Below are 19,985 nucleotides of genomic sequence, written 5' to 3' on the forward strand. Positions count from 1 at the left end.
GGTGCGTCGTGGATCACCTAAATCCGCTGCACCCCAGATCCCCGCCGCCCACGTCACTTCATCCTGCCATTGTGCCGTTGTCATCCTTCAGTCTCGGCTCTTCTTCGGTCGATGACTGACTTGTGGGTAACGATAAGCCCAGAGGTAGAGGGGTCAACGGCAGGCGCCCCGTAAGCTTTTCTAGCTGGAGTAGACCACTCTTTTCCAGCGAGGTCAGTTATGGGCGGATGTGGAGCACGGGCGCCCTACGTGACCTACACGATGCGGAGAACGCGGCGAAAGATCAAGCGTGTGGGACGGCTCGGAAGTACCATGCCGAGCGCAGCGACAAACCCCATCGGGGCGGGGGCTTCTTCTTGTTCAGAGCGGCACCCGTATGGGGCCTGACCGCTTGGCCAGAACGGACTGTCGTCGTGAACGGACACCCATGAGGACGCCTGGCCGCTGGGGGGTGGGGGTGCAGACGCATGAGCAAAAAGCTGAAGCCCAACAACGCCACGTCAATCCCACAAAAAGCCGAGCAAACCGCGACGCCTACTCCGTCAACTCCCGCAGCCGCGCTATCAGTGGCCGCAGCGTCGCCCGCTTGAGCTTCAGCGCCGTGCGGTTGACCACCAGCCGCGCCGAGGACTCCATCACCACTTCCCGCTCCTCTAGATTGTTGGCGACCAGCGTGCTGCCGGTCTGCACCAGATCGATCACCGCGTCGGCCAGGCCGGTCAGGCAGGCCAGTTCGATGTTGCCGCTGAGCTTGATGACCTCCGCGCTCAGGCCCCGGCGGGCCAGGTACTCGCGGGTCAGGCGCGGATACTTGCTGGCGACCCGGCCCAGCGGTCCCCTCGCCCCGACCTCACGGATCAGCGACAGGCGGCACTGACTGAACTTCAAATCCACCGGCTCGTACACGTTGCGCCCACTCTCGGCCAGCACGTCCTTGCCGACCACGCCGAAGTCGGCCACGCCCAGATCGACGTAGACGGGGACATCCTGGTTGCGCAACTCCAGCACCTGAATGCCGCCCATCATGAAGCGCAGGGCGCGGCTCTTTTGCGGCATCGCCAGCGGCAACCCGGCCCGGCTCAGCAGCTCGATGGCGTCCTCGAAGATGCGGCCTTTGGGCAGCGCCAGCGTCAGACCGCCCGGCGCGTACTCCGGTAATGGATTCACGGCACGGCCTCGAAAGCGTCGCCGCGCACCAGCCGCACGATACCCCGCGCCCGTGCGTACTCCAGCAGCTCGGCGCGGTCCTCGGTCCAGGCCCGCTCGGTCACCAGCTCCCGCGCCTGGGCAAAGCGCACCCCGGCCTCGTCCAGCGCCAGCACCACCTCCCGTTCGGGGGGCAGGTGGCGGGCGGCCACGCCGGTCAATCTCTCCAAGCCCACCGCGAAGCCCGCGCCCGGCCACTCGTCGCCGCGTCCGCCGTAGCGCCCGCCGCCCAGGACCGGTTGCGGCTGCCCGTCGGTGTAGGCCCGGAAGATAAAACCGCTGTAGTAATCGTAGCGGCGGCTCATGCCCAGGTCGAACAGCAATCTATCAGGGCCGTAGACGGCGGCAATGGCCTCCAGGTCGCTCAGCGCCGCGCCCGCCCGCTCGCCCAGCGGCAGGGCACGGGCGGCGGTCAGCACCTCGGAACCGCCGTAGAGGTCCATCACGGTATGCAGGGTCCGGCCCAGGCTGGGCAGCAGCCCGTGTACCCTCAGCCCATCGCTCAGATCGGGGCCGCTCTTGCGGTCGATGGCGCGGTGCAGGGCGTCACGGGCGGCGCCGTCCACGCCCGCGTCTTCCAGCAGTCCGTCCACGAAACCGGGGTGGCCGACTTCCAGCTCGACGGGCACGCCGACCGCGCTCATGGCCGCCTGGGCGACTTCCAGCAGCTCGGCGTCGGCGCGGGGGCTGCGCACGCCGATGAGTTCCACGCCGACCTGGGTAAACTCGCGCAAGCGGCCCAGTTCGCTGGCCTGTGCCCGCAGCCACAGCCGCCCGGCGTAGTGCAGCCGCAGCGGAAAGGGGCCTGCCGGAAAGCGCCGCCGCGCCAGACCGGTGATGGCCGTGGTGAATTCGCTGCGCAGTGACAGCACCGCGCCGCCCACGTCGGTCAGCTTGAAGGCGCGGGCGTCCTGGGGGTGCTCCGGGTTCTGAAATTCGAGGGTCGGCACGTCCACACCCCGGTAGCCGTGAGCCGAAAACTGCGCCGAGAGCAGGCCGCGCACCCGCTCACGCCAGGCCCATTCGGGCGGCAGCACGTCGCGGGTGCCTTCGGGGATCATCATGGGGTGCGCTTCCGTTGCATCGCGGGGCATGATAGCGGACGAGGGAGTGGGGAGGTGGGGGAGTGGGAAGTGGGCAAAGATGAAGGGAAGCTGCCCTCCACAGCGCTTCCATCAACCGTCCACACAGCACCATTCAGACCCCACTCTCCAGGCCTCACTGTCACCTGCGCTCCTCCAGCGTGCCCCGAAGCAAAGCACCCCGACAGTCTCTCCCCTTCGCTGTTCCCACTTCCTACTCCCCACTGCCCACACACGCCAGCCGTTATACTCCCCACGTGACGCCCCGCCTCCTCCGACTCCCCTTACTGCTGCCCGCGCTGCTGCTGGCCGGGTGCGCCCGTGAGGTCGATCAGTTCAAGCCGCACATCATCATCATCCGTCCGGCGGGCGGGGCGGTCAGCGCCAACAAGACCTTCACCCTGGAAGGCTACGTCCTCGACGACCGGGCGGTGGCGCAACTGACGGTCCAGGGCGAGCGGGTGCCGATCAAGGCCGGGCGCAAGATCGCGCCGTTCACGGTTCAGACCAGCATCAAAGGCGACCAGACGACCTACACCCTGATCGCCCTCGACACCTCCGGCAACAAGACCACCCTGGAATTGCCGCTGCGCATCGACAGTACGCCGCCGGTCATCAGCGTGACCAAGCTGGAGCGCGAGGGCAAAACCATCCGGATCAGCGGCGTGGTGACCGACAATTCCAGCGTCACCCAGGTCTCGGTTGACGGCAGCGTGCTCAGCATCGTGCCGGGCAGCAGCACCGAGTTCTACGCCGAGACCACCGGCCAGTACGCCGACATCCAGGCCAAAGACGGCGCCGGGAATGTAGCGAAATTGCGGGCGCAGTGACGTGCCCAACGCTACAGTGAGGCCATGACCATCACCACCCAAGCGGAACTGGCCGGGATGCAGCGGGCAGGACAGGTTGTCGCCGAGACGCTGAGAACGCTTCAGGCGGCGGTGAGACCCGGCGTCACGCTCGCCGAACTCGACGCGCTGGCCGGAGCGGTCTTCGCCCGGTACGGCGCCCAGTCGGCCCCGCGAATGACCTACGGCGCACCGGTCAACGTGTTTATCAGCGTGAATGACGACATCGTGCATGGCCTGCCGACTACTGTTCCCATTCGGGGCGGCGACGTGGTGAGCATCGACGTCACGCCCTACCTGGACGGATTTATCGCCGACGCGGCAGTGACGGTGGCCGTGCCGCCCGCCTCCCCGGTGGCGCTGCGCCTGATAGACTGCGCCGAGGCCGCCTTCGGCGCCGCCATGCGGGTCGCCCGCGCCGGACGCCCGGTAAACGTGATCGGGCAGGCTGTGGAAACCGAGGTGCGGCGGCGCGGCTTCCAGGTTCTGCGCGAGCTGACCGGTCACGGCGTGGGCCGGGCCATCCACGAGGAGCCGACCGTCGTCGCGCAGCCCCACAACCGTCAGCGGCTATGTGAGGGACTGGTCATCGCCGTGGAGCCGCTGATCTCGGCTGGCCGCAGCCCGCTGACCCGCACCCGCCCCGACGGCTGGACCATCCGGACCCGCGACGGCGGCCTGGCCGCGCATTTCGGGCACACGGTCATGATGACGGCGGGCCGACCCCTCATCCTGACGGCCTGAAGGAATAACGGCAGCCGGATCGTAGCCCTTTGCCCGCCCGCTTCGCCAGTCCCCTGCTAGCCTGCCCCGTGCCCGTCTCCCCCGCCCGCCCCGCGCCCCAGACACTTGTTGAACAGACACTTGCTGACCAGACACTTGTTGAACAGTCGCTTGCTGACCAGACACTTGTTGAACAGTCGCTTGCTGAACACTCGCCACCCGCCACGCTGCCGGAAATCGCCCGGCGCCTGGAGGAGCACTACCTGCCAACTTTGCCCACACCCCGCCGCGCCGCCGAGCCTCTGAACGGCCTGATCCAGACGGTGCTCAGCCAGCAGAATACCGGCGTCATCACGGCCCGGCAGTTCGCGGCGCTCAGGGCGGCCTATCCGGTCTGGGAAGCGGCCCTCCTGGGCGGTCCGGACGGCATCGAGGCGGTGCTCAGAGGCGCGGGCGGGGGCCTGGCGCGGACCAAGGCCGGGTACATCTGGCAGATTCTGGAGCGGCTGGACACCGAGCGCGGCGCCCTCAGCCTGCGCGACCTGCAAGACCTCGACGATGCCCAGGCCAGAGCGCTACTCGAAAGCCTGCCCGGCGTGGGCCGCAAGACCGCGAGCTGCGTGCTGCTGTTCGACCTGGCGCGGCCCGCCATGCCAGTGGACACCCACATCTGGCGCGTCGCCCGGCGGCTGGAACTCGTGCCGGGCGTCTGGAGCGCCGTCAAAGTGGAGAAGTGGTTTGACGCAGCGCTGCCGCGCACCTGGGCGCAGCGCTACGCCTTTCACGTCGCCACCTTCCGGCATGGCCGCGACACCTGCAAGGCCCAGCGGCCCCGCTGCGGCGAGTGCGTGCTCAGCGATCTGTGCCCCTCGGCAGGCGTGGTTCTGAACGGGCAGAAGAGCGCCGCCACCGACGTTTAGAGCAGATGTCATAAAAAGGGTCTTTTTATGACCGAGCGGAGCGAGTAGTTTTAACTGAGCAAGGCGCAGAATGGAGGCGCGGGGAGGCTGTTTTCCCCGTGGCGTAATTCGGAGTACTGCTCTAGAGCAGATGTCATAAAAAGGGTCTTTTTATGACCGAGCGGAGCGAGTAGTTTTAACTGAGCAGGACGCAGAATGGAGGCGCGGGGAGGCTGTTTTCCCCGTGGCGTAATTCGGAGTACTGCTCTAGGCTGTACCGGTCCTCAAAGAAGCTGGCACTTCGGGCAGCAGGGTCTGGCCCCGGCGTCACGCGCCCACCAGCGAAAACACCCGCAGCAGGGGCCGCTGCACCCAGGGAATGCCCGCCAGCACGGCGGCGAAACTCAGGCCGTACCACCGCGATCAGCATGATCGCCACGTGTAGGGCGGCAAAAAAGCGCAGGCCCACTTGCCTGAGCGCCGCGCCGAAACCCAGATCGAACACCGCCCGCATGGTCGGCCCGGCCACGTACAGCAGCAGCCCCAGCCAGCAGCAGCCCCAGCAGCCGTCGCCAGTCCATCAGCGCCACGAAGATTCGCCCGGCGGTGGTGTCGGCCCCGCTCCAGATGCGGCGAGTACGTAGGCCGCCCAGCATCCGCGCCAGGACGGAGATGGCGGCAGCCAGCACCAGCCAGCGAGACAGGTTGTGCCGGGTCAGCAGCGCGAGGTCCATTGCCCAGGAGCCTAGCGTGATGAGTCGGCGTGGCGTGGACCGGGGATGAGGACTGGGTGCCGAGCCGTTGCTGGCCGTCAGGTTGCCCAAAGGTCTGGAGCCTCAATTGAGCTATCTCAAGCAGATGTCATTCTGAGTCCAGCAAAAGCTCCCGCCGTCAGAGAGCTTACGCCACGCTCAAGGCAACACCGATAGCCCGACTTGCTCGCTCAGACCGGCGCCACTTCAGACTCCAGCACGGCCTCGACGATGATTTCGATGTCGCCACTTAAGCTGGCGGCCACCGAGCAGTATTTTTCGTGGCTCAGGTGCGCGGCCCTGCTCAGCGCCTCCAGGCTCAGGCCCGGCGCGGCGGCGATGTGGCGCACGCGAATCCGGGTATAGCGCTTGGGGTCGGTCTCGGCCCGCTCGCCCTGCACCTCGATGCGGTAGCGTTCCAGCGGCGTGCGGCGCTTTTTCATGATCTCAACGACGTCGTAGGCGGTGCAAGTCGCCAGGGCGCCCAGCAGCGCCTCCATCGGGCTGACCCCGACTTTCACGGCGCTGTTGTCGATCAGGAGCTGGTGGCCCGACGCCGCGACGCCCAGGTAGCGCTGCTCACCGAGCCAGGTGATCTGCATGGTTTTGGTACTGGTACTGGACATGGCTTCAGGATAGCGCCGCGCCGCCTTCAAACCTTCAAAGCGCGTCGGAGCCCTCCTCGGCCTGGGCCTCGCTCACCTGGCGCGGGTGCCAGTCGGGCTCTGTCCAGCCCTCTTCCCAGTCGTCGTCGTCCAGGGCGGGCAGGCTGACCTCGAAGGTGGCGCCGCCGCCGGGCGTGTCGAGCACCGCGATCTGACCGTGATGGGCGTTGATGACCTGCTGGGCGATGGTCAGTCCCAGACCCGCCGAGCCCGCCTCCTTGCCCCGGTAGAACTTGTCGAAAATGCGCGGCTTGACGGCGTCGGGAATGCCCGGCCCCCGGTCCACCACCCGGACGTTCACCAGGCCGCCGTACTCGGCAGCTTCCAGCACCACCTTGTCGGCGCCGCCGCAGACCCGCACCGCGTTGCTCACCAGGTTGACGAACACCTGGGTCAGCCGCCCCGGATCACCCACGATCTCCAGTTCCGGCGCCACCACTTTGACGTTGTAGTCGCGCCCCACGGCACGCAGCAACTCGGCCAGGTCCACGAAATGGGTCTCGATGCTCTGGACCAGCTCGCCGCGTGAGAGTTGCAGCAAGTCGTTGACCAGCCGGGTCATGTTCTCGGCGACCCGCTGGGCGTCGCTGAGGGTCTGGCTCGGCCCGACGCTGGCCAGTTGGAACTCGCGCTCGACCCGGCGCAGGTAGCCCAGCAGGGCGGTCAGCGGGGTGCGCAGCTCGTGGCTGGTCTCGGCCAGGAAGGTCTTCTGGAGTTTCAGCGCCTCCTGAAGCTGGGCGGCGGTCTCTTCGAGCTTCAGGCGCCCGGCCTCGGCGACCTGACCCAGATGCTCGACTTCCTGCAACCTCACTTTCAGCGCGGCGTTGAGCGCCCGAATCTCGCCCTCGGCCAGTTCGCGGCGCGATCTCTCGGCGGCCTCGGCGATGGCGCGGCGCACGGCGGGGGCCAGGCGTTCCAGACGCTGCTTGAGCACGTAATCGGTGACGCCCCGGCGCAGGGTGTCCACTGCGACCTCCTCGCCCATCGCCCCGGTCACGATGATGAACGGCAAGTTGGGCAGCGCCCGCCGAGCCGCCTCGAAAGCCGAGAGCCCGTCGTAGCCCGGCAGCGAGTAGTCAGACAAGATCAGGTGCGGGGCGAAGTCGGACAGTGCGCGCAAAAAGGCCGCTGCGTTGTCGACCTGACGCATCAGCGGCACCCAGGGCAGCTCAGCGTTCTCCAGCGCGGTGGCCACCAGTTCCTGATCGAAAATGTTGTCTTCCAGATGCAGCACGCGCAGTTCGCCGCCGGACGTGGGAAACGTCTGGACGGGCGGGAAGTCTGCTGGGACGTGGTTCATACGGGAAGCTGGCTCATAGCGGCCCCCAGTTTACGGTGAGCCGGGCCACGACACTGCGGTTGCTGTACAAACCGTGAAGTCAGCCGACGCTCTCAGCCCCGCGCTCAGGCTTTGACGGAACTTTGACGGCCTGCCGTGTAGCGTGGCCCCAGACCCAGCCGAGCCCCACAAGGAGCGACATGAACCGCAGCGCCGTCCCGATTTCACTGCTCTGTACCCTTGCCATGACCGCCCAGGCCCAGACCGACACCGACGGCCTGCTCAAACAGTGGGCCAGCGCGGTGGTGACCCGCAGCTCCGAATACGGCGCCGACAACTGGGGCGCCAAACAGGTGCTGGGTGAGCCGAACGTCATGGCTTACGGCGACGCCACCAAAGCCTGGGCCGCCGCCACCAGAAACGGTGTGGTCCAGTCGATCACCGTCAGTTTCAAAACGCCGGTCTACGCCAGCGCGGTGCTGGTGCGCCAGGTCTACGGCAACGGCTTCGTGCGCAAGATCTTCGCCATCGACACCGCCGGGAAAATCTACCCGGTCTGGGCCGGGCTGGACAAGACCCAGCCGAACTACACCGTGAACTTCATCGCCACCTTTCCCAAAACGAGTTACCTCGTCAAGGCGGTCAAAATCGTCATCGATCCCGACCACAACAAGGACACCTACGAGGAGATCGACGCCATTCAGCTCCACGGCACGCCGTGAGCGCCCCCCCTCTAGAGCAGATGTCATAAAAAGACCCTTTTTATGACCGAGCGGAGCGAGTAGTGTTGACTGAGCAAGGCGCAGAATGGAGGCGCGGGGAGGCTGTTTTCCCCGTGGCGTCATTCGGAGTACTGCTCTAGACCGCAAAAAACCCCGCGCTGGGCGGGGCTCTCCTCTGGTGGGCAGTGAGGGACTTGAACCCCCGACCCGTCGCGTGTAAAGCGAAAGCTCTACCGCTGAGCTAACTGCCCACACCGACGCCATGTTAGGCGGCGAAGCGGTCATGGTCAAGCCTGAAGACCCTGGGCACACTACAGCGCGGGCACGAAGCCGCCCAGGCGCTCGTGCAGGTCCGCCGCCAGGGCCAGCAATCTGGCGTCGCTCCAGGCCGGGCCGGTGAGTTGCAGACCGCAGGGCACGCCGTCCGCCAGGCCCAGCGGCACGTTCACGCTGGGCAGGCCGGGCCGGGCGGCTGCCGCGTAGCCGCTGTAGCCAGGAAAGATCAGCGCGTCGTATTCGGCCAGGAGCGGCGAGAGGCCGCGCGTCCAGGCCAGGTCGAGGTCGCGCTCACGGGCCAGCCGGTAGGCCCGCTCGGACAGGTCGCCCCGCGTCGCCTGGGCCGAGAGCAGCAAGACCATGCCGTAGCGCAGGAGCCGCACAGGATCGGCGTCCGAGGCGTCGATGACCTGTTGCAGACTGGCCGGGCCGTCCGCGACTCCGGCCAGATAGGCGTCCAGCGCGGGCCGGAACTCGTAGAGCAGCACCTCGAAACCCGCCGCCTGCAACTCGGCCTCGCTGGCGAGCTGCACGTCGCTGAGCGTGGCGCCGCCTGCACGCAAGGCCTCCAGCGCCGCACCGAACACGACCTGCGCTTCGGCGCCCAGCACCGGCTCCTGTGTGCTGCGGACCACGCCGAGCTTCGCGCCCTGCAAGGCGCCCTGCGGCAATCTGAACTCCTGGGTCGGAGCAGAATGGGTGGCACGGTCAGCCTCGTCTCTGCCCGCCAGCACACCCGCAATCAGGGCAGCGTCGCGGGCGCTGCGGGTCATCGGGCCAGCCGTGTCCTGTGACGGCGAAATCGGCACCACGCCGCTGCGTGAGATCAGCCCCACCGTCGGCTTGTGCCCGATCACGCCGTTCTGGTGCGCGGGCGAGAGGATGCTGCCGCTCGTCTCGGTGCCGATGGCCGCCGCACACAACCGGGCAGAGACCGCCACGCCGCTACCGGAGCTGCTGCCGCCCGTGTCAACCCCGGCTTTCCAGGGATTGACCGTCTGGCCGCCCACCGAGGAGTACCCGTTGGGCATGCCTACCGTCATGAAATTGGCCCACTCGGTCATGTTCGCCTTGCCCAGAATCACGGCCCCGGCGGCGCGGAGGCGGGCGACCAGCGGCGAGTCGCGCAGCGGAACATGCCGGGCCATCAGGGCGCTGCCAGCGGTGGTGGGCAGCCCGGCCACGTCGATGTTGTCTTTGATGAGCATCGGCAGACCGTGCAGCGGGCCACGCTGATCGGTTGGCAGCAAATCCAGCGCCTGCGCCTGCTGCTGCGCCTGCGGGTTGACGCAAATAACAGCGTGCAGATGCGGGTTGTGCTCGGCAAGGCGTTCCAGATACAGCCGCGTCGCCTCGGCGGCGGTAGTGCGCCCGGAAGCAGTGGCGGCGATCAGCGCGGTGGCGTCCAGGTCGAGAAGTGAGGTCATGGCGAAGTGTAGAGCATGGTGGGGAGTAGGAAGTGGGAACGGAGGGAGGGCATGAGCTGGCGCTCACTGACCCTCACCCCGCTGCTGCGCAGCGCCCCTCTGCAAGCAGGTCTGCGACTCTCCCAGAGGTAGAGGGGTCGGAAATACGCGCTTAGACGCTGTTTTTCGCTGGAGTAGACCACTACTCTCCAGCGCAGCCCATTATGTCCCGATGCGGAACACGGGCGCCCTACGTGACCTACACGATGTGGAGAACGCGGTAAGACAAAGCGCTGCTGGAACGAACTGGAAGTACCATGCATAGCGCAGCGTCTGCTCCCTCCAAGGTTCTATTGACACGTCAGCTCATCACGAGAGGTGAGGGGCCTTACCCGGCAGAACGGACTGTCGTCGTGAACGGAGCGGCCAGCGGGCAGGCGTCCCCAGGGGCGTCCGTTCTGCCCAAGAAGGCCCGATAGGCGAGCAGGCCCGGTAGGTGCCGTTGTGCTCAAGACAGTGCCGTTGTGCTCAAGAACGCGCCTGGGCATGCCACTCCTCCCCTTGAGGACGCCTGGCCGCTGCCCGCTGGGGGGTGGGGGTACAGACGCCTTGGCACAGTGCTGAAGCCCAAAAAAGCAACCCCACCGCCCCCCCACCCAGTCGAAGCCGCCCTTCCGACAAGCCGCGCGCCACAAGCCTCCTTGCGCTAACCTTCGCACCATGACCATGAGCCTCAGAGAAGACCTGTTGCCGCACGCGATCAGCGCCGTCAAGGTGGCGTATCAGGGCAATCCCGGCGCCTACAGCGAGATCGCCGCGCTCAATGCGGCGCCCACTGCGGCGGCGCACGGCTACGCGACGTTTCATGAGGTGACGCAGGCGGTGGTCAGCGGCCAGGCCGAACTGGGCGTGTTGCCCGTCGAAAACAGCCTGATGGGCTCGATTTTACAGGCCATCGACCTGCTGGTCGAAACCGATCTGCACGTGACCGGCGAGGTGGTGGTGCGGGTCTCGCACGCGCTGATGGCGCTGCCGGGCGTGGCGCTGAGCGACGTCAAACGGGTCTACTCGCAGCAACCGGCGCTCGATCAATGCACCGCCTTCATGGCCAAGCACCACCTGAGCCCGGTGGCGGCCCACGACACCGCCGGAAGCGCCAAGGATCTGTCGGTGCGGGGCGCGCGCGACGAGGCCGTGATCGCCTCGGCCCGCGCCGCTGAGCTGTACGGACTGGAGGTGCTGTCAAGCGGCATAGAAGACGAGGCGTTTAACTACACCCGCTTTCTGGTGCTCTCGCGGCGCGAGGGCGTGCCCAGCAGCGAGCCGCACAAGACCAGCATCGTCTTTGCGGTGCGCCACAGCCCCGGCGCCCTGATGGACACCCTAAACCAGCTTACGGGTCTGAACATGTCCAGCATCGTCTCTCGCCCCCGCAAGGACCGGGCCTGGAGCTACCTGATTCACATCGACTTCGAGGGCAACGCGGCTGACCCGCACGTCTCGGCGGCGCTGGGCGGCGTGCTGAAGAAAGCCAGCTTCGTCAAGATCATCGGCAGTTACCCGATGTCCCGCGCCCCGATAGAACCGTGAGCGGAAAACCGGTGACCCTGCTCGCCCGCACGCCGATCCCCGGCAGCGACCAGGAGCTGATCTTGTCGCGCCGGGACCGGGACTACTCGATTCAGATTTCCGGCTACCTCAGCGACCTGATGAACAGCCGGATGCACCACTCCGAAGACCTGCTGGCCGAGTGGGGCTGCGCGGGGCTGCGTGACAAACCCGGCGCCCGCGTACTGGTCGGTGGGCTGGGCATGGGTTTTACCCTGGCGGCGGCGCTGGCCGCGCTAGGCCCGGACGCCGAGGTGACGGTGGCCGAACTGGTGCCCGGCGTGGTCGAATGGAACCGGGGCGAGCTGGGGAGCTGCGCCGCCTACCCGCTCAAAGACCCGCGCAGCACGGTGCATCTGGGCGACGTGGGCGAGCTGATCCGCGCCTCAAAGGCCGCCTACGACGCCATTTTGCTCGACGTGGACAACGGCCCCGACGCCATGACCCACGCCGAGAACGCCGGACTCTACGACCTGGCCGGGCTGATGGCCGCCGCCCGCGCCCTGCGCCCCGGCGGCGTGCTGGCCGTCTGGTCCGCCGAGAAAGACGCCAAGTTTAAGCGCCGCCTGCGCGAAGCGGGCTACCGGGTAGACGAGAGGGGCGCCCGCGCCCGGCCCGGCAAGGGGGCGCACCATACGGTGTGGCTGGCGAGGGTGGGAAGTGGGAGGTAAGAAGGTGTTTGACAACGCTGTCAGCCTGCTGGCGTTGTTAGCTGGCTATGACCGCTGTGCGGGTAGGTGGTCACTGACCCCTCTGCTGGGCAGCTCTACGAGTCCGTTCGCTACGCGGCCACCTCTCCTCTCTGCCCTCTCTGCGAGGTGTGCCACTCAAAGGGAGGCAAAGGACCGAAAGCACGTCTGGAAGGCTCTTTTGGCTCCCATTAAGGGGGGCTCCCGCGTAACGGGCGGGGGGTCGGTTGCCGCAGGCGCTTGCCAGCCGAATACCTCCCATTCGCCCTTCCCGCAAGCCACAGGCCACGCACCACACGCCGTTTCCTACTCCCCACTCCCCACTTCCCCGTCCGCCCAGATCAGCTTGGGCCGAAACCGCAGCACATCCGCCGCGACCAGGCTGGTCTGGATGCCCTGCCAGCACTGGAGACTGCGCTCGATAGCCAGGCCGTGCAGGTGACCGTAGACGACCTGTGAGGGTTTGTACTGTTCGATCAGATCGGTAAAGGCGGTGGGGCCGAACTGGGGGCCGGTGGGCGGGTAGTGCAGCATCAGGATGGTCCGGGTTTCCAGCGTCTCCAGCTTGCGGGCGGCTTCGAGTGACAACCGCAGACGCTCGGCCTCGCGGACGTAGATCCGGGCGTCCTCTTCAGTAAAGGCGTCGGAGCCGGGCGTGATCCAGCCGCGAGTGCCGCACACCACCAGGCGCCCAAAGCGCAGCGCGTCGTTTTGCACCGCGAACATACCGGGCGGCAGCGCCGAGCGCAGACGGCTGATGGTCGGCCACCAGTAATCGTGGTTGCCGCGCAGCAGCACCTTGGTGCCGGGCAACTCGGCGATGTGCGCCAGGTCGCCCAGGGCTTCGGGCAGCCGCATGGCCCACGACAGATCGCCGGGCAGCAGCACCAGGTCGCCGGGGGCCACCACCTCGCGCCACTGTTCGAAAATGGCGTCCGGATGACCCGCCCACTGCGGCCCGAAGACCGTCATCGGTTTGGGCGTGCTGTAGGCCAGGTGCAGATCGGCGATGGCGAATACGCGCATGTGCTACCAACTTGAGAAGAGTCGAAGACGAATCCGAGCGGACTGGCCCAGCTCCGCAGGAGAGCGAGTGTAAGCAGATACGGGATGGCGACGATGGAAGCGAGCAGGCCCGGTAGGTGCCGCTGTGCTCAGGAAGTCTATGTTGGCGCTTTCTCAACATAGACCGGAATCAAAGCCGTCCCGTATGAACGCTTCAGGGGGCGGCGGCAGGGCAACGAAAAAAAGCCCTCCCAGTGCCGGGAAGGCTTTCATGTGGTCGGGGCGAAAGGATTCGAACCTTCGACCCCGTCGTCCCGAACGACGTGCGCTACCAGGCTGCGCTACGCCCCGAACCACGCGCCTACGGCCTGCCCAGGAGGCGGCTTTCGTGCGGAAGGTAGTCTAACGGCGGCTTGTGGGGGTGTCAAGGGAGGGCCTGCGGCCCGCTTGTGGCTTGCAGCCTGTAGTTTAAGACCTATGGCTTGTGGGAACAGATTTGGGTTGTGGGGAGTGGGAAAAAGCCAGGGGCAAGAGATTATTCTTCGGCCTGCCAGGCTTCCTCATCAGGGAGGTCGGCTGCGTCTGCGTCCGTGTCTTCGCCTATCGCCGACCAGTTGACGGTTTCCAGCGCCCCCCGGATGATGTCGCCGCCGTAGCCGCGCCGGGCCAGCAGGCCGTAGGCTTTGGCGCGGGGATTGGCGCCGCGCCGGAGGCTATGCAGGCGCTTTTGCAGCAGCGCGGTGGCCTGGCTCAACTCTTCGTCAGGGTCGCGCTCTCGCAGCGTCTGCTCGATGACCTCGGCGGCGACCCCACGCTGCTTGAGGCGGGCACGCACCCGGTAAGCCCCCACGCCCCGGCGCAGGCTCTCGCTGCGGGCCACCTGGGTGTCATCGAGGTAGTTCAGTTCGGTCAGGCGAGAGAGCACGGCGGCGATCAGGTCGGCGTTGGTCTGGTCGGGATCGTCCATCTCTGGGCCATGCCCTACTTGTCTGTATTCAGGATGGGTGATGCGCTTGGCGAGCCGGGTCCGCAGCTCGGCGGCGCTGAGGGCACGCTGGGCGAGCGAGCGCAGGGCGTACTCCATCAGGGCGGCGCGGGCCTCGTCGGGTGTCTTGGGTTTAGGCGGTTTGGACAAAGGCGCCCCACCGCCCGGCTGGGAACTGCCCCGTGGTGACTTTGACGGCGAGCCGGAAGTTGGGCCGGAAGTTCCAGAAGTTAAGGTAGACGGGCGGCGACGGAACATACGCTGATGCTAGAGCTTGCGGCGGCCCCGGTGGGCGTGTAGAATTCCAGAGTTGCCTTTTGCGAAAAGGGCTTCGGCGTGCCCCATGTGGGTGCGCGGCGCGGGAGAGGCCGAGACACGGCGCCCGACGCTCCGCGTTCTGGTGAGCAAGCCTGCTGTCGAGTGAGCTGCCGGAACCGCTCCACGCCCGGCGTGCGAGAAAGAGAGACCCATCATGGCCCTACGCCACAAGTCCGCCCAGAAGCGCCACCGCCAGAGCCTCAAGCGCCGCATGATTAACCGCAGCCGCAAGAGCACGATTAAAACCTTCGTCAAGAAAGCCGTCGTGGCCGCCACGACCGGCGCCGCCGAGGCCACAGAACTCCAGCGCAAGGCCGAGAGCCTGCTCGACAGAGCCGCCAAGGGCAGCACCCTGCACAGGAACACCGCCTCACGCAAAAAGAGCCGTCTGGCCAAGGCCATCAACAAGCTCAAGGCCGCGCAGGCGTAAACGAAGCTGCACCGTCAGGGCTCACCTCCGGGTGGGCTTTTTTTATGGTGTGATTGCGGGTGCAGGGTCCACAAAGGCAGCGCTGACCAGATCAGGCTGACCAGATCAGGTTGAGCAGATCAGGTTGAGCAGATCAGGCTGAGCAGCACTGCCTTGCCTCCAACCTTCAGAATGGACGAACTGATCGAAATTGCCAAGAACCTGATGAAGAAGGGCGGCCTGAAGTAAAGAAAGCGCTGAATGAGAGTCCGGTCCTGTTATCTGGGCTGGACTCTTTCGTTTTATTGTGTTCGTTGTCGCCCTGAACGCGGTGAAGGGTCTACCGTGGCCGGGCACCTTGCCAGCAGGTCGAGGAAGGCCCTGACGTGTTCGCTCGTGGGTCGGGCGAGGCTTGGGCAGGCTCAGCACGACCTTCTTGGCAGGGCGCCGTACTCCAGATCAGCTCTACTTCAGTCAGCTCTACGTCCCCGCCACCAGCCGCATTCTCTCGAAATACCCGCGCCGCGTCAGCTCCGGCCCGCCCTCGCCCAGCCGGACCCGCCCGACGTTCCAGCGCTCGAAGAGAATTCGCAGGGCGCCGCCCAGGAGTTCGGCGCCGTACCAATCGGGGGAACTGACTGCGCCCAACTGCTGCATGCTGAGGGTCTGCCCGTCCCAGGCCAGATGAGGGCAGTTCTCGTTGCGGGCAGCCCAGAACATGCCGCCCGCCTCCAGCCGCTGAGCCCGCACCCGGAAACGGCGTTCCCTGACCTCGCAGTCGTAGTTCGGCGCGGCGTAGACCTCGGCGTACAGCTCGAAGAGTTCCAGGCGCAACCTGTGGCGCTCGGCGCGGGCGCGGGCCTCCTCGCGTCCGGTCAGGCTCTGGAGGTTCTCCGGGCGCAATTCAAACTCGGCGGCGCGGAGGCGGTGCTCATGCAGGCGCATCTGCTCGCGGGGGCCGGGCGGCGGCAGCGGCGGCGGCGGGTCGCCCTCCAGGCTGCGGGCGGGGTCGAGGTGAACGCGGCTGCCCCAGCCCTCCACTTCCCTGAGTTCAGCGTTCTCGATGAGCCACAGCCGGTTGCTGACCTCGCGGGCAAACCGCCGGTCGTGCGTGACGATGACGACGGCGCCGCCGTATGCCTGGACAGCGGCTTCCAGGGCTTCCAGGGCCTCCACGTCGAGGTGGTTGGTCGGTTCGTCGAGCAGCAGCAGATCGGCCCGCAGGGCACTGACCAGCGCCAGGCCCGCCCGCGCCCGCTCGCCGCCCGACAGGTCACGGGGCGATTTGGGCCAGTCGCTGCTGGCAAAGCCCGCCCGGCCCAGCAGCGAGCCCGCCGCCTGCCCGAAGCGCTCCTCGAACTGGGCGTGCAGCGGCTTGTCGGGGCTCAGGCCGTGCCAGATCTGATCGAGGGTCGCCACCGTGACGCCGGGCGAGAGTCGCAACGAGCCCTGGGCCTCACCTGCCGGGGCCGGGTCCGGCTGCAACTCACCGGAGAGCAGCCCCAGCAGCGTGGTCTTGCCGGTGCCGTTGGCGCCCATCAGCGCCACCCGGTCGCCCTGGCGCAGCTTGAGCGCCACGCCGCGCAGCACCGGCCTGCCGCCGTAGCTGCGCCCGACGTGCTCGGCCCACAGCAGCAGCCGGGCGCGGGCCTTCCCGGCGATCAGCCGCATGCGCAGCGCCCGTTCGGGTTGCGGGGCGTCGATCAGCTCGACGCGCCTGGCCCGGCTCTTGACCGACTTCGAGCGCCGCCCCCAGACGTCCAGCCGCTCGGCGCTGCCCGACAGTCGGCTGGCCTCGCGCACGCCCAGCCGGGCCGCCTTGCCGCGTAAGCGGCGCTCGGCGTCGCGCAGCTCGCGGGCACGGGTGTAGCCGCCGGAATACGGTGTGGCCACGCCGCGTTCGATCCACAGGCTGCGGCTGGCCACCCGGTCCAGAAAATCGCGGTCGTGGCTGGTGAGAATAACGGTGCCGGGAAAGTTCAGCAGCCAGTTTTCCAGCCACTCGCGCATCCGGATATCGAGGTGGTTGGTGGGCTCGTCGAGCAGCAGCACGTCGGGTTCGCTCAGCAGCGCCAGGGCCAGGCTCAGACGGGTGCGCTCACCGCCGCTGAGGGTGGCGGCGTCACGGGCGGCAAAACGGCTCAGGTCGAGCATCCCCAGCGTGCGGGCGGCGCGGGCGGGCCAGGTGTAGGCGCCGCGCCCCAGGAGCGTGTCGTGCAGGGCGCTCCAGCGGGCCAGCGCCTGGAGCGTCGACAGATCGGCCTCCAGGGCACGCAGCTCGGCCAGTCGCCCCAGGTAGGGGTTGGCGTCGTCACGCAGTTCGGCCAGCGTGACGCCCGCCCTGTACAGCGGCTGCTGGTCGAGCACGGCCAGGCGCAGACCCTCGGCTCGCCACAGCGTGCCCTCGTCGGGGCGGCGCTGGGCGCCCAGCACGCGCAGCAAGGTGGTTTTCCCGGCGCCGTTGCGGCCCAGCAGCGCCAGGCGCTCACCAGCGCTCAGTTGCAGCGACACGGCCTCCAGCACCACCTGCTCGCCGTAGACGACCCGCAGGTCCTCGGCGGCGAGCAGGGTTTGCTTGGAGCGGGCGGTCAACGTCACGGGCCGCAGCCTAGCGCCCGGCGTGGGCGCCGCCTGTGAGGCATGGCCCAGAGTGCCGGGTGAGCGCACCCTCCGGCGACGACCTGTCCGTGGTTTTTTGGCAACGACAACTCTACGGTCGCGTCTGACAACTCTACAGTTGCGTCTACAGTCGCGACCGTCCTGGCAGGCGCAGACGTGTCGTGCTCGACCCCCGGCGCTGAACGGTGGACAGCGACCGATTCCGACTGCCCTGAATGCGGGTGTTTCTCTGCGCCAGTCTCACCTGTTTTTTCGCGCCGGGCGCACCTGGGGCCTATCACCAAAGATGCACGCACAGTAAGTATTATGTGAGTAAGTCTTCATTACTATCTCAATATCGAAGCTGTCGCCTCGCCGTGAATCTGCCGTAAAGGAGAGACTCCGTGGACTACCGCACCTCGCTCCCCCTGCCCTGAGCGCCCGTCTGCCACGGCCCCTTTCAGACCATTCACACCCCTTGACCTGCACACCTCATGACCGTCACCGCCGTAAAGGAGCCCTACCCACATGGCCAAAATTCTGATCGTTGACGACTCGCCCGCCGACCTGAAATTCATGCAGACCGCCCTCCAGGGCACCAATCACGTGGTCACGGCGATCAGCGACCCCTTGCAGGTCGAGGCCGCCGCCGCCGCCTTTTTGCCGGATTTGATGATCGTGGACGTGGTGATGCCGGGCCGCAACGGCTACGAGGTCGTGCGGGCGCTGCGCAAACAGCCGGGCGGCGCCGGGGTCAAGGTCATCTTTTCGTCGAGCAAGGGCAACGACACCGACGTGAAATGGGGGCTGCGCCAGGGCGCCGACGACTACCTGATTAAGCCCTACACCCCGGCCCAGCTCATCGAGACGCTCGCCAGGCACGTCACTTAAATGCCCCACGCCCTGAACGTGCGCATCGGGACTCACCGGCTGGCCCTGCCGCTCTCCGGCGATCAGGTCGCCGCCGAGCCGGGGCCGGTCACGGCGTTGCCACACGGGCGCCCGCTGCTGCTGGGCCTGACCACCGTTCAGGGCCGCGCTCTGCCGCTGCTCGATATCTCCAGCCTGCTGCCCGGCGCCCAGCCACAGGAAGAGGGCGCCCTGACCCTGCCCCCGCTGCTGGTCCTCACCGATCTGGACGGCGAGCGCGTGGCCCTGGGCGTCGACGAGGTGCTGGGCGTGAGCGTTATTGCGCCGCCGCAGGCCAGCACGGCGCTGCTCACCAACCTGAGTGGCGTGGGTGGCGTGGGGGGCGCCCTGCTCCTGAACCTGCCGGTGCTGGCCAGCGAACTGCGCGCCTCGCTGAGTCTCACCTAGGCAACGTCAACCCCGCACGCCAACGCAACTCCAGCCCCCACCTCACCCGAACCAAGGAGCCCCAACCATGACCGAGACCAATGCCCCGCTCAATTCCGCCTTAGCTCCGCCGTCTCGGCAACCCGCTCGCGGCGCACGCGGCGGCTGGATGCAAGATGCCCGGCTCGGCACCAAGGTCACGGTGGTCACACTGGTGCCGACCATCGGTCTGTTCGCGGTGGGGGCGCTGCTGCTGGGCGGCCTGAGTCAGACCCGCTTTCACCTGACCAACATCTACGAGTTCATGCTCATTCCGATTACGGCCATCGGCGACGCCCAGACCAGCCTGGCGAGCAGCGAGACCAACCTGCTGCGCCTCCAGCAGCCGAACCTGAGCACCGAGCAGCGCCGGGCCATCGTGGCTCAACTCGGCCAGGACGAAGCCAAGGTGGCGGGCGTGGTCAAGCAGTACAACACCGACTGGGTTACCACTACCAGCCCGGAATTCACCGCTATTTTGAAGAGCAGCAATCACCTCGACTGGCAGATCAGGGAAGTGGCGGCTCTGGGAGCGCTCAATACGAGTTTCAAAGCCGCCAGCGACAGCCTGGGCGCCGTGATGCGTTCACTCGATGCCGCCCAGGCGGCCCAGGCTGCTGCCCAGTTTCAGATCAGCCGTAACCGTCTGGGCGATTTGATCGCCGTCAACATGCAGTTCGCCGATCTGTCGTACAAGGCTGCCAATCAGGCTCAGCAGCGCGCCAGGCTGCTCTCGTACCTGACCACCGGCCTGGCGGTGCTGCTGAGCCTGGGCCTGATCGCCTGGCTGGTCAGGTCGCTGGCCCGCCGACTTCAGGCGCTGACACGCGGCGCCCAGGCGCTCGGTGAAGGGCAGTACACCCACCAGATCGAGGTCACCGGACGCGACGAGGTCGGCCTGGTGGCCAGCAGTATGAACCACTCGCTGCGCCAGATGGACGGCTACCGCCAGCGCGACGAGCTGGAACGCGAGGAGGCCGCCAAACTCCAGACCAACATCAACTCTTTTCTCGACGTGACCATGAACATCGCAGACGGCGACCTCACCCAGCGCGGCAAAGTCTCCGACGACGTGCTCGGCAACGTCGTCGACTCCATCAACGTCATGGTCGAGGAACTCGGCGGCGTGCTCAGGGGCGTGCGAACCGCCTCCGGTTCGGTCTCGCAGGCCAGCTCGGAG

At 67.1% G+C, this 19,985-nt stretch carries 19 protein-coding genes and 2 tRNA genes; 10 read left to right on the top strand and 11 right to left on the bottom strand.

All coding sequences use genetic code 11. The features are described 5' to 3' along the window. Positions 1-534 precede the first annotated feature (534 nt). Together hisG and Q0R23_RS02350 are read right to left on the bottom strand one after the other, a co-directional pair. A complete protein-coding gene (gene hisG / locus Q0R23_RS02345) occupies positions 535-1,167 on the bottom strand; it encodes an ATP phosphoribosyltransferase (RefSeq protein WP_293909969.1) in 633 nt (210 codons plus the stop codon). Then, on the bottom strand, positions 1,164-2,270 hold the full coding sequence (locus Q0R23_RS02350) for an ATP phosphoribosyltransferase regulatory subunit (RefSeq protein ID WP_293909971.1): 1,107 nt from the start codon (positions 2,268-2,270) through the stop codon (positions 1,164-1,166). Before Q0R23_RS02350 ends, hisG begins: the two co-directional genes overlap by 4 nt. 275 nt (positions 2,271-2,545) lie before the next feature. On the opposite strand from Q0R23_RS02350, the gene Q0R23_RS02355 reads away from it, so the two are divergent. From Q0R23_RS02355 to nth, 3 genes are all read left to right on the top strand, one after another. Next, positions 2,546-3,118: a hypothetical protein gene (locus tag Q0R23_RS02355; RefSeq protein ID WP_293909973.1), complete on the top strand. Its 573-nt coding sequence runs from the start codon at positions 2,546-2,548 to the stop codon at positions 3,116-3,118. Positions 3,119-3,142: 24 nt separating this feature from the next. After that, on the top strand, positions 3,143-3,880 hold the full coding sequence (gene map / locus Q0R23_RS02360; RefSeq protein WP_293909975.1) for a type I methionyl aminopeptidase: 738 nt from the start codon (positions 3,143-3,145) through the stop codon (positions 3,878-3,880). A gap of 68 nt (positions 3,881-3,948) precedes the next feature. Further along, positions 3,949-4,779 carry an endonuclease III gene (nth, locus tag Q0R23_RS02365; RefSeq protein WP_293909977.1) on the top strand — a complete coding sequence of 277 codons (831 nt, stop codon included), beginning with the start codon at positions 3,949-3,951 and terminating at the stop codon, positions 4,777-4,779. 383 nt (positions 4,780-5,162) lie between these two features. Here the strand turns inward: nth and Q0R23_RS02370 are convergent, their stop codons facing one another. The 3 genes from Q0R23_RS02370 to Q0R23_RS02380 all read right to left on the bottom strand — a co-directional run bounded on the left by Q0R23_RS02370 (position 5,163) and on the right by Q0R23_RS02380 (position 7,475). Then, positions 5,163-5,492 (bottom strand): hypothetical protein, encoded by a 330-nt coding sequence (locus Q0R23_RS02370; RefSeq protein ID WP_293909979.1) that lies wholly within the window; start codon positions 5,490-5,492, stop codon positions 5,163-5,165. A 209-nt stretch (positions 5,493-5,701) separates the two neighbouring features. Continuing rightward, a complete protein-coding gene (locus Q0R23_RS02375; protein WP_293909981.1) occupies positions 5,702-6,136 on the bottom strand; it encodes an OsmC family protein in 435 nt (144 codons plus the stop codon). Positions 6,137-6,170: 34 nt separating this feature from the next. After that, positions 6,171-7,475 carry a hybrid sensor histidine kinase/response regulator gene (locus tag Q0R23_RS02380; RefSeq protein ID WP_293909983.1) on the bottom strand — a complete coding sequence of 435 codons (1,305 nt, stop codon included), beginning with the start codon at positions 7,473-7,475 and terminating at the stop codon, positions 6,171-6,173. Positions 7,476-7,654: 179 nt separating this feature from the next. Between Q0R23_RS02380 and Q0R23_RS02385 the strand changes: the two genes are divergently transcribed. After that, the gene (locus Q0R23_RS02385) at positions 7,655-8,176 is read left to right on the top strand and encodes a hypothetical protein (protein ID WP_293909985.1); all 522 of its coding nucleotides are present in this window, start codon (positions 7,655-7,657) and stop codon (positions 8,174-8,176) included. Positions 8,177-8,352: 176 nt separating this feature from the next. Here Q0R23_RS02385 and Q0R23_RS02390 read toward each other — a convergent pair. Together Q0R23_RS02390 and Q0R23_RS02395 are read right to left on the bottom strand one after the other, a co-directional pair. After that, positions 8,353-8,427 (bottom strand) — tRNA-Val (locus Q0R23_RS02390). Positions 8,428-8,487: 60 nt separating this feature from the next. Beyond that, positions 8,488-9,879 (bottom strand): amidase family protein, encoded by a 1,392-nt coding sequence (locus tag Q0R23_RS02395; protein ID WP_293909987.1) that lies wholly within the window; start codon positions 9,877-9,879, stop codon positions 8,488-8,490. Between the two features lie 699 nt (positions 9,880-10,578). On the opposite strand from Q0R23_RS02395, the gene Q0R23_RS02400 reads away from it, so the two are divergent. Both Q0R23_RS02400 and Q0R23_RS02405 read left to right on the top strand, forming a co-directional pair. Beyond that, positions 10,579-11,448, top strand: a complete 870-nt coding sequence (locus Q0R23_RS02400; RefSeq protein WP_293909989.1) for a prephenate dehydratase — start codon at positions 10,579-10,581, stop codon at positions 11,446-11,448. Next, a complete protein-coding gene (locus Q0R23_RS02405; RefSeq protein WP_293909991.1) occupies positions 11,445-12,137 on the top strand; it encodes a hypothetical protein in 693 nt (230 codons plus the stop codon). The genes Q0R23_RS02400 and Q0R23_RS02405 overlap by 4 nt, the downstream gene beginning before the upstream one ends. A 324-nt stretch (positions 12,138-12,461) precedes the next feature. Here the strand turns inward: Q0R23_RS02405 and Q0R23_RS02410 are convergent, their stop codons facing one another. From Q0R23_RS02410 to Q0R23_RS02420, 3 genes are all read right to left on the bottom strand, one after another. Further along, positions 12,462-13,181, bottom strand: coding sequence for a metallophosphoesterase (locus tag Q0R23_RS02410; protein WP_293909993.1), 720 nt, complete (start codon positions 13,179-13,181; stop codon positions 12,462-12,464). A gap of 253 nt (positions 13,182-13,434) precedes the next feature. Next, positions 13,435-13,511 (bottom strand) — tRNA-Pro (locus Q0R23_RS02415). A gap of 184 nt (positions 13,512-13,695) precedes the next feature. Then, a complete protein-coding gene (locus tag Q0R23_RS02420; protein WP_293909995.1) occupies positions 13,696-14,295 on the bottom strand; it encodes a RecX family transcriptional regulator in 600 nt (199 codons plus the stop codon). 322 nt (positions 14,296-14,617) lie between these two features. Between Q0R23_RS02420 and rpsT the strand changes: the two genes are divergently transcribed. Next, positions 14,618-14,893 carry a 30S ribosomal protein S20 gene (rpsT, locus tag Q0R23_RS02425; RefSeq protein ID WP_293909997.1) on the top strand — a complete coding sequence of 92 codons (276 nt, stop codon included), beginning with the start codon at positions 14,618-14,620 and terminating at the stop codon, positions 14,891-14,893. A 459-nt stretch (positions 14,894-15,352) separates the two neighbouring features. Here rpsT and Q0R23_RS02430 read toward each other — a convergent pair whose 3' ends face one another. Then, positions 15,353-17,470: an ABC-F family ATP-binding cassette domain-containing protein gene (locus tag Q0R23_RS02430; protein ID WP_293909999.1), complete on the bottom strand. Its 2,118-nt coding sequence runs from the start codon at positions 17,468-17,470 to the stop codon at positions 15,353-15,355. A gap of 528 nt (positions 17,471-17,998) precedes the next feature. Between Q0R23_RS02430 and Q0R23_RS02435 the strand changes: the two genes are divergently transcribed. The 3 genes from Q0R23_RS02435 to Q0R23_RS02445 all read left to right on the top strand — a co-directional run. Next, positions 17,999-18,361, top strand: coding sequence for a response regulator (locus Q0R23_RS02435; protein ID WP_293910001.1), 363 nt, complete (start codon positions 17,999-18,001; stop codon positions 18,359-18,361). Beyond that, positions 18,362-18,787: a chemotaxis protein CheW gene (locus Q0R23_RS02440; protein ID WP_293910003.1), complete on the top strand. Its 426-nt coding sequence runs from the start codon at positions 18,362-18,364 to the stop codon at positions 18,785-18,787. A gap of 67 nt (positions 18,788-18,854) precedes the next feature. Next, positions 18,855-19,985, top strand: a 1,131-nt coding sequence (locus Q0R23_RS02445; RefSeq protein WP_293910005.1) for a methyl-accepting chemotaxis protein, incomplete at its 3' end; no start/stop codon positions are given.

It is taken from the genome of Deinococcus sp., from assembly GCF_025362455.1.
Lineage (GTDB): Bacteria > Deinococcota > Deinococci > Deinococcales > Deinococcaceae > Deinococcus.

What these genes read in the sequence shown, in the direction of transcription:
- Q0R23_RS02350 (WP_293909971.1), bottom strand. Translation starts at nt 2,270, where the DNA reads ATGATGATCCCCGAAGGCACCCGCGACGTGCTGCCGCCCGAATGGGCC.
- Q0R23_RS02410 (WP_293909993.1), bottom strand. Translation starts at nt 13,181, where the DNA reads ATGCGCGTATTCGCCATCGCCGATCTGCACCTGGCCTACAGCACGCCC.
- rpsT (WP_293909997.1), top strand. Translation starts at nt 14,618, where the DNA reads ATGGCCCTACGCCACAAGTCCGCCCAGAAGCGCCACCGCCAGAGCCTC.
- Q0R23_RS02435 (WP_293910001.1), top strand. Translation starts at nt 17,999, where the DNA reads ATGGCCAAAATTCTGATCGTTGACGACTCGCCCGCCGACCTGAAATTC.
- Q0R23_RS02385 (WP_293909985.1), top strand. Translation starts at nt 7,655, where the DNA reads ATGAACCGCAGCGCCGTCCCGATTTCACTGCTCTGTACCCTTGCCATG.
- Q0R23_RS02380 (WP_293909983.1), bottom strand. Translation starts at nt 7,475, where the DNA reads ATGAACCACGTCCCAGCAGACTTCCCGCCCGTCCAGACGTTTCCCACG.
- Q0R23_RS02395 (WP_293909987.1), bottom strand. Translation starts at nt 9,879, where the DNA reads ATGACCTCACTTCTCGACCTGGACGCCACCGCGCTGATCGCCGCCACT.
- Q0R23_RS02400 (WP_293909989.1), top strand. Translation starts at nt 10,579, where the DNA reads ATGACCATGAGCCTCAGAGAAGACCTGTTGCCGCACGCGATCAGCGCC.
- Q0R23_RS02370 (WP_293909979.1), bottom strand. Translation starts at nt 5,492, where the DNA reads ATGGACCTCGCGCTGCTGACCCGGCACAACCTGTCTCGCTGGCTGGTG.
- map (WP_293909975.1), top strand. Translation starts at nt 3,143, where the DNA reads ATGACCATCACCACCCAAGCGGAACTGGCCGGGATGCAGCGGGCAGGA.
- Q0R23_RS02440 (WP_293910003.1), top strand. Translation starts at nt 18,362, where the DNA reads ATGCCCCACGCCCTGAACGTGCGCATCGGGACTCACCGGCTGGCCCTG.
- Q0R23_RS02375 (WP_293909981.1), bottom strand. Translation starts at nt 6,136, where the DNA reads ATGTCCAGTACCAGTACCAAAACCATGCAGATCACCTGGCTCGGTGAG.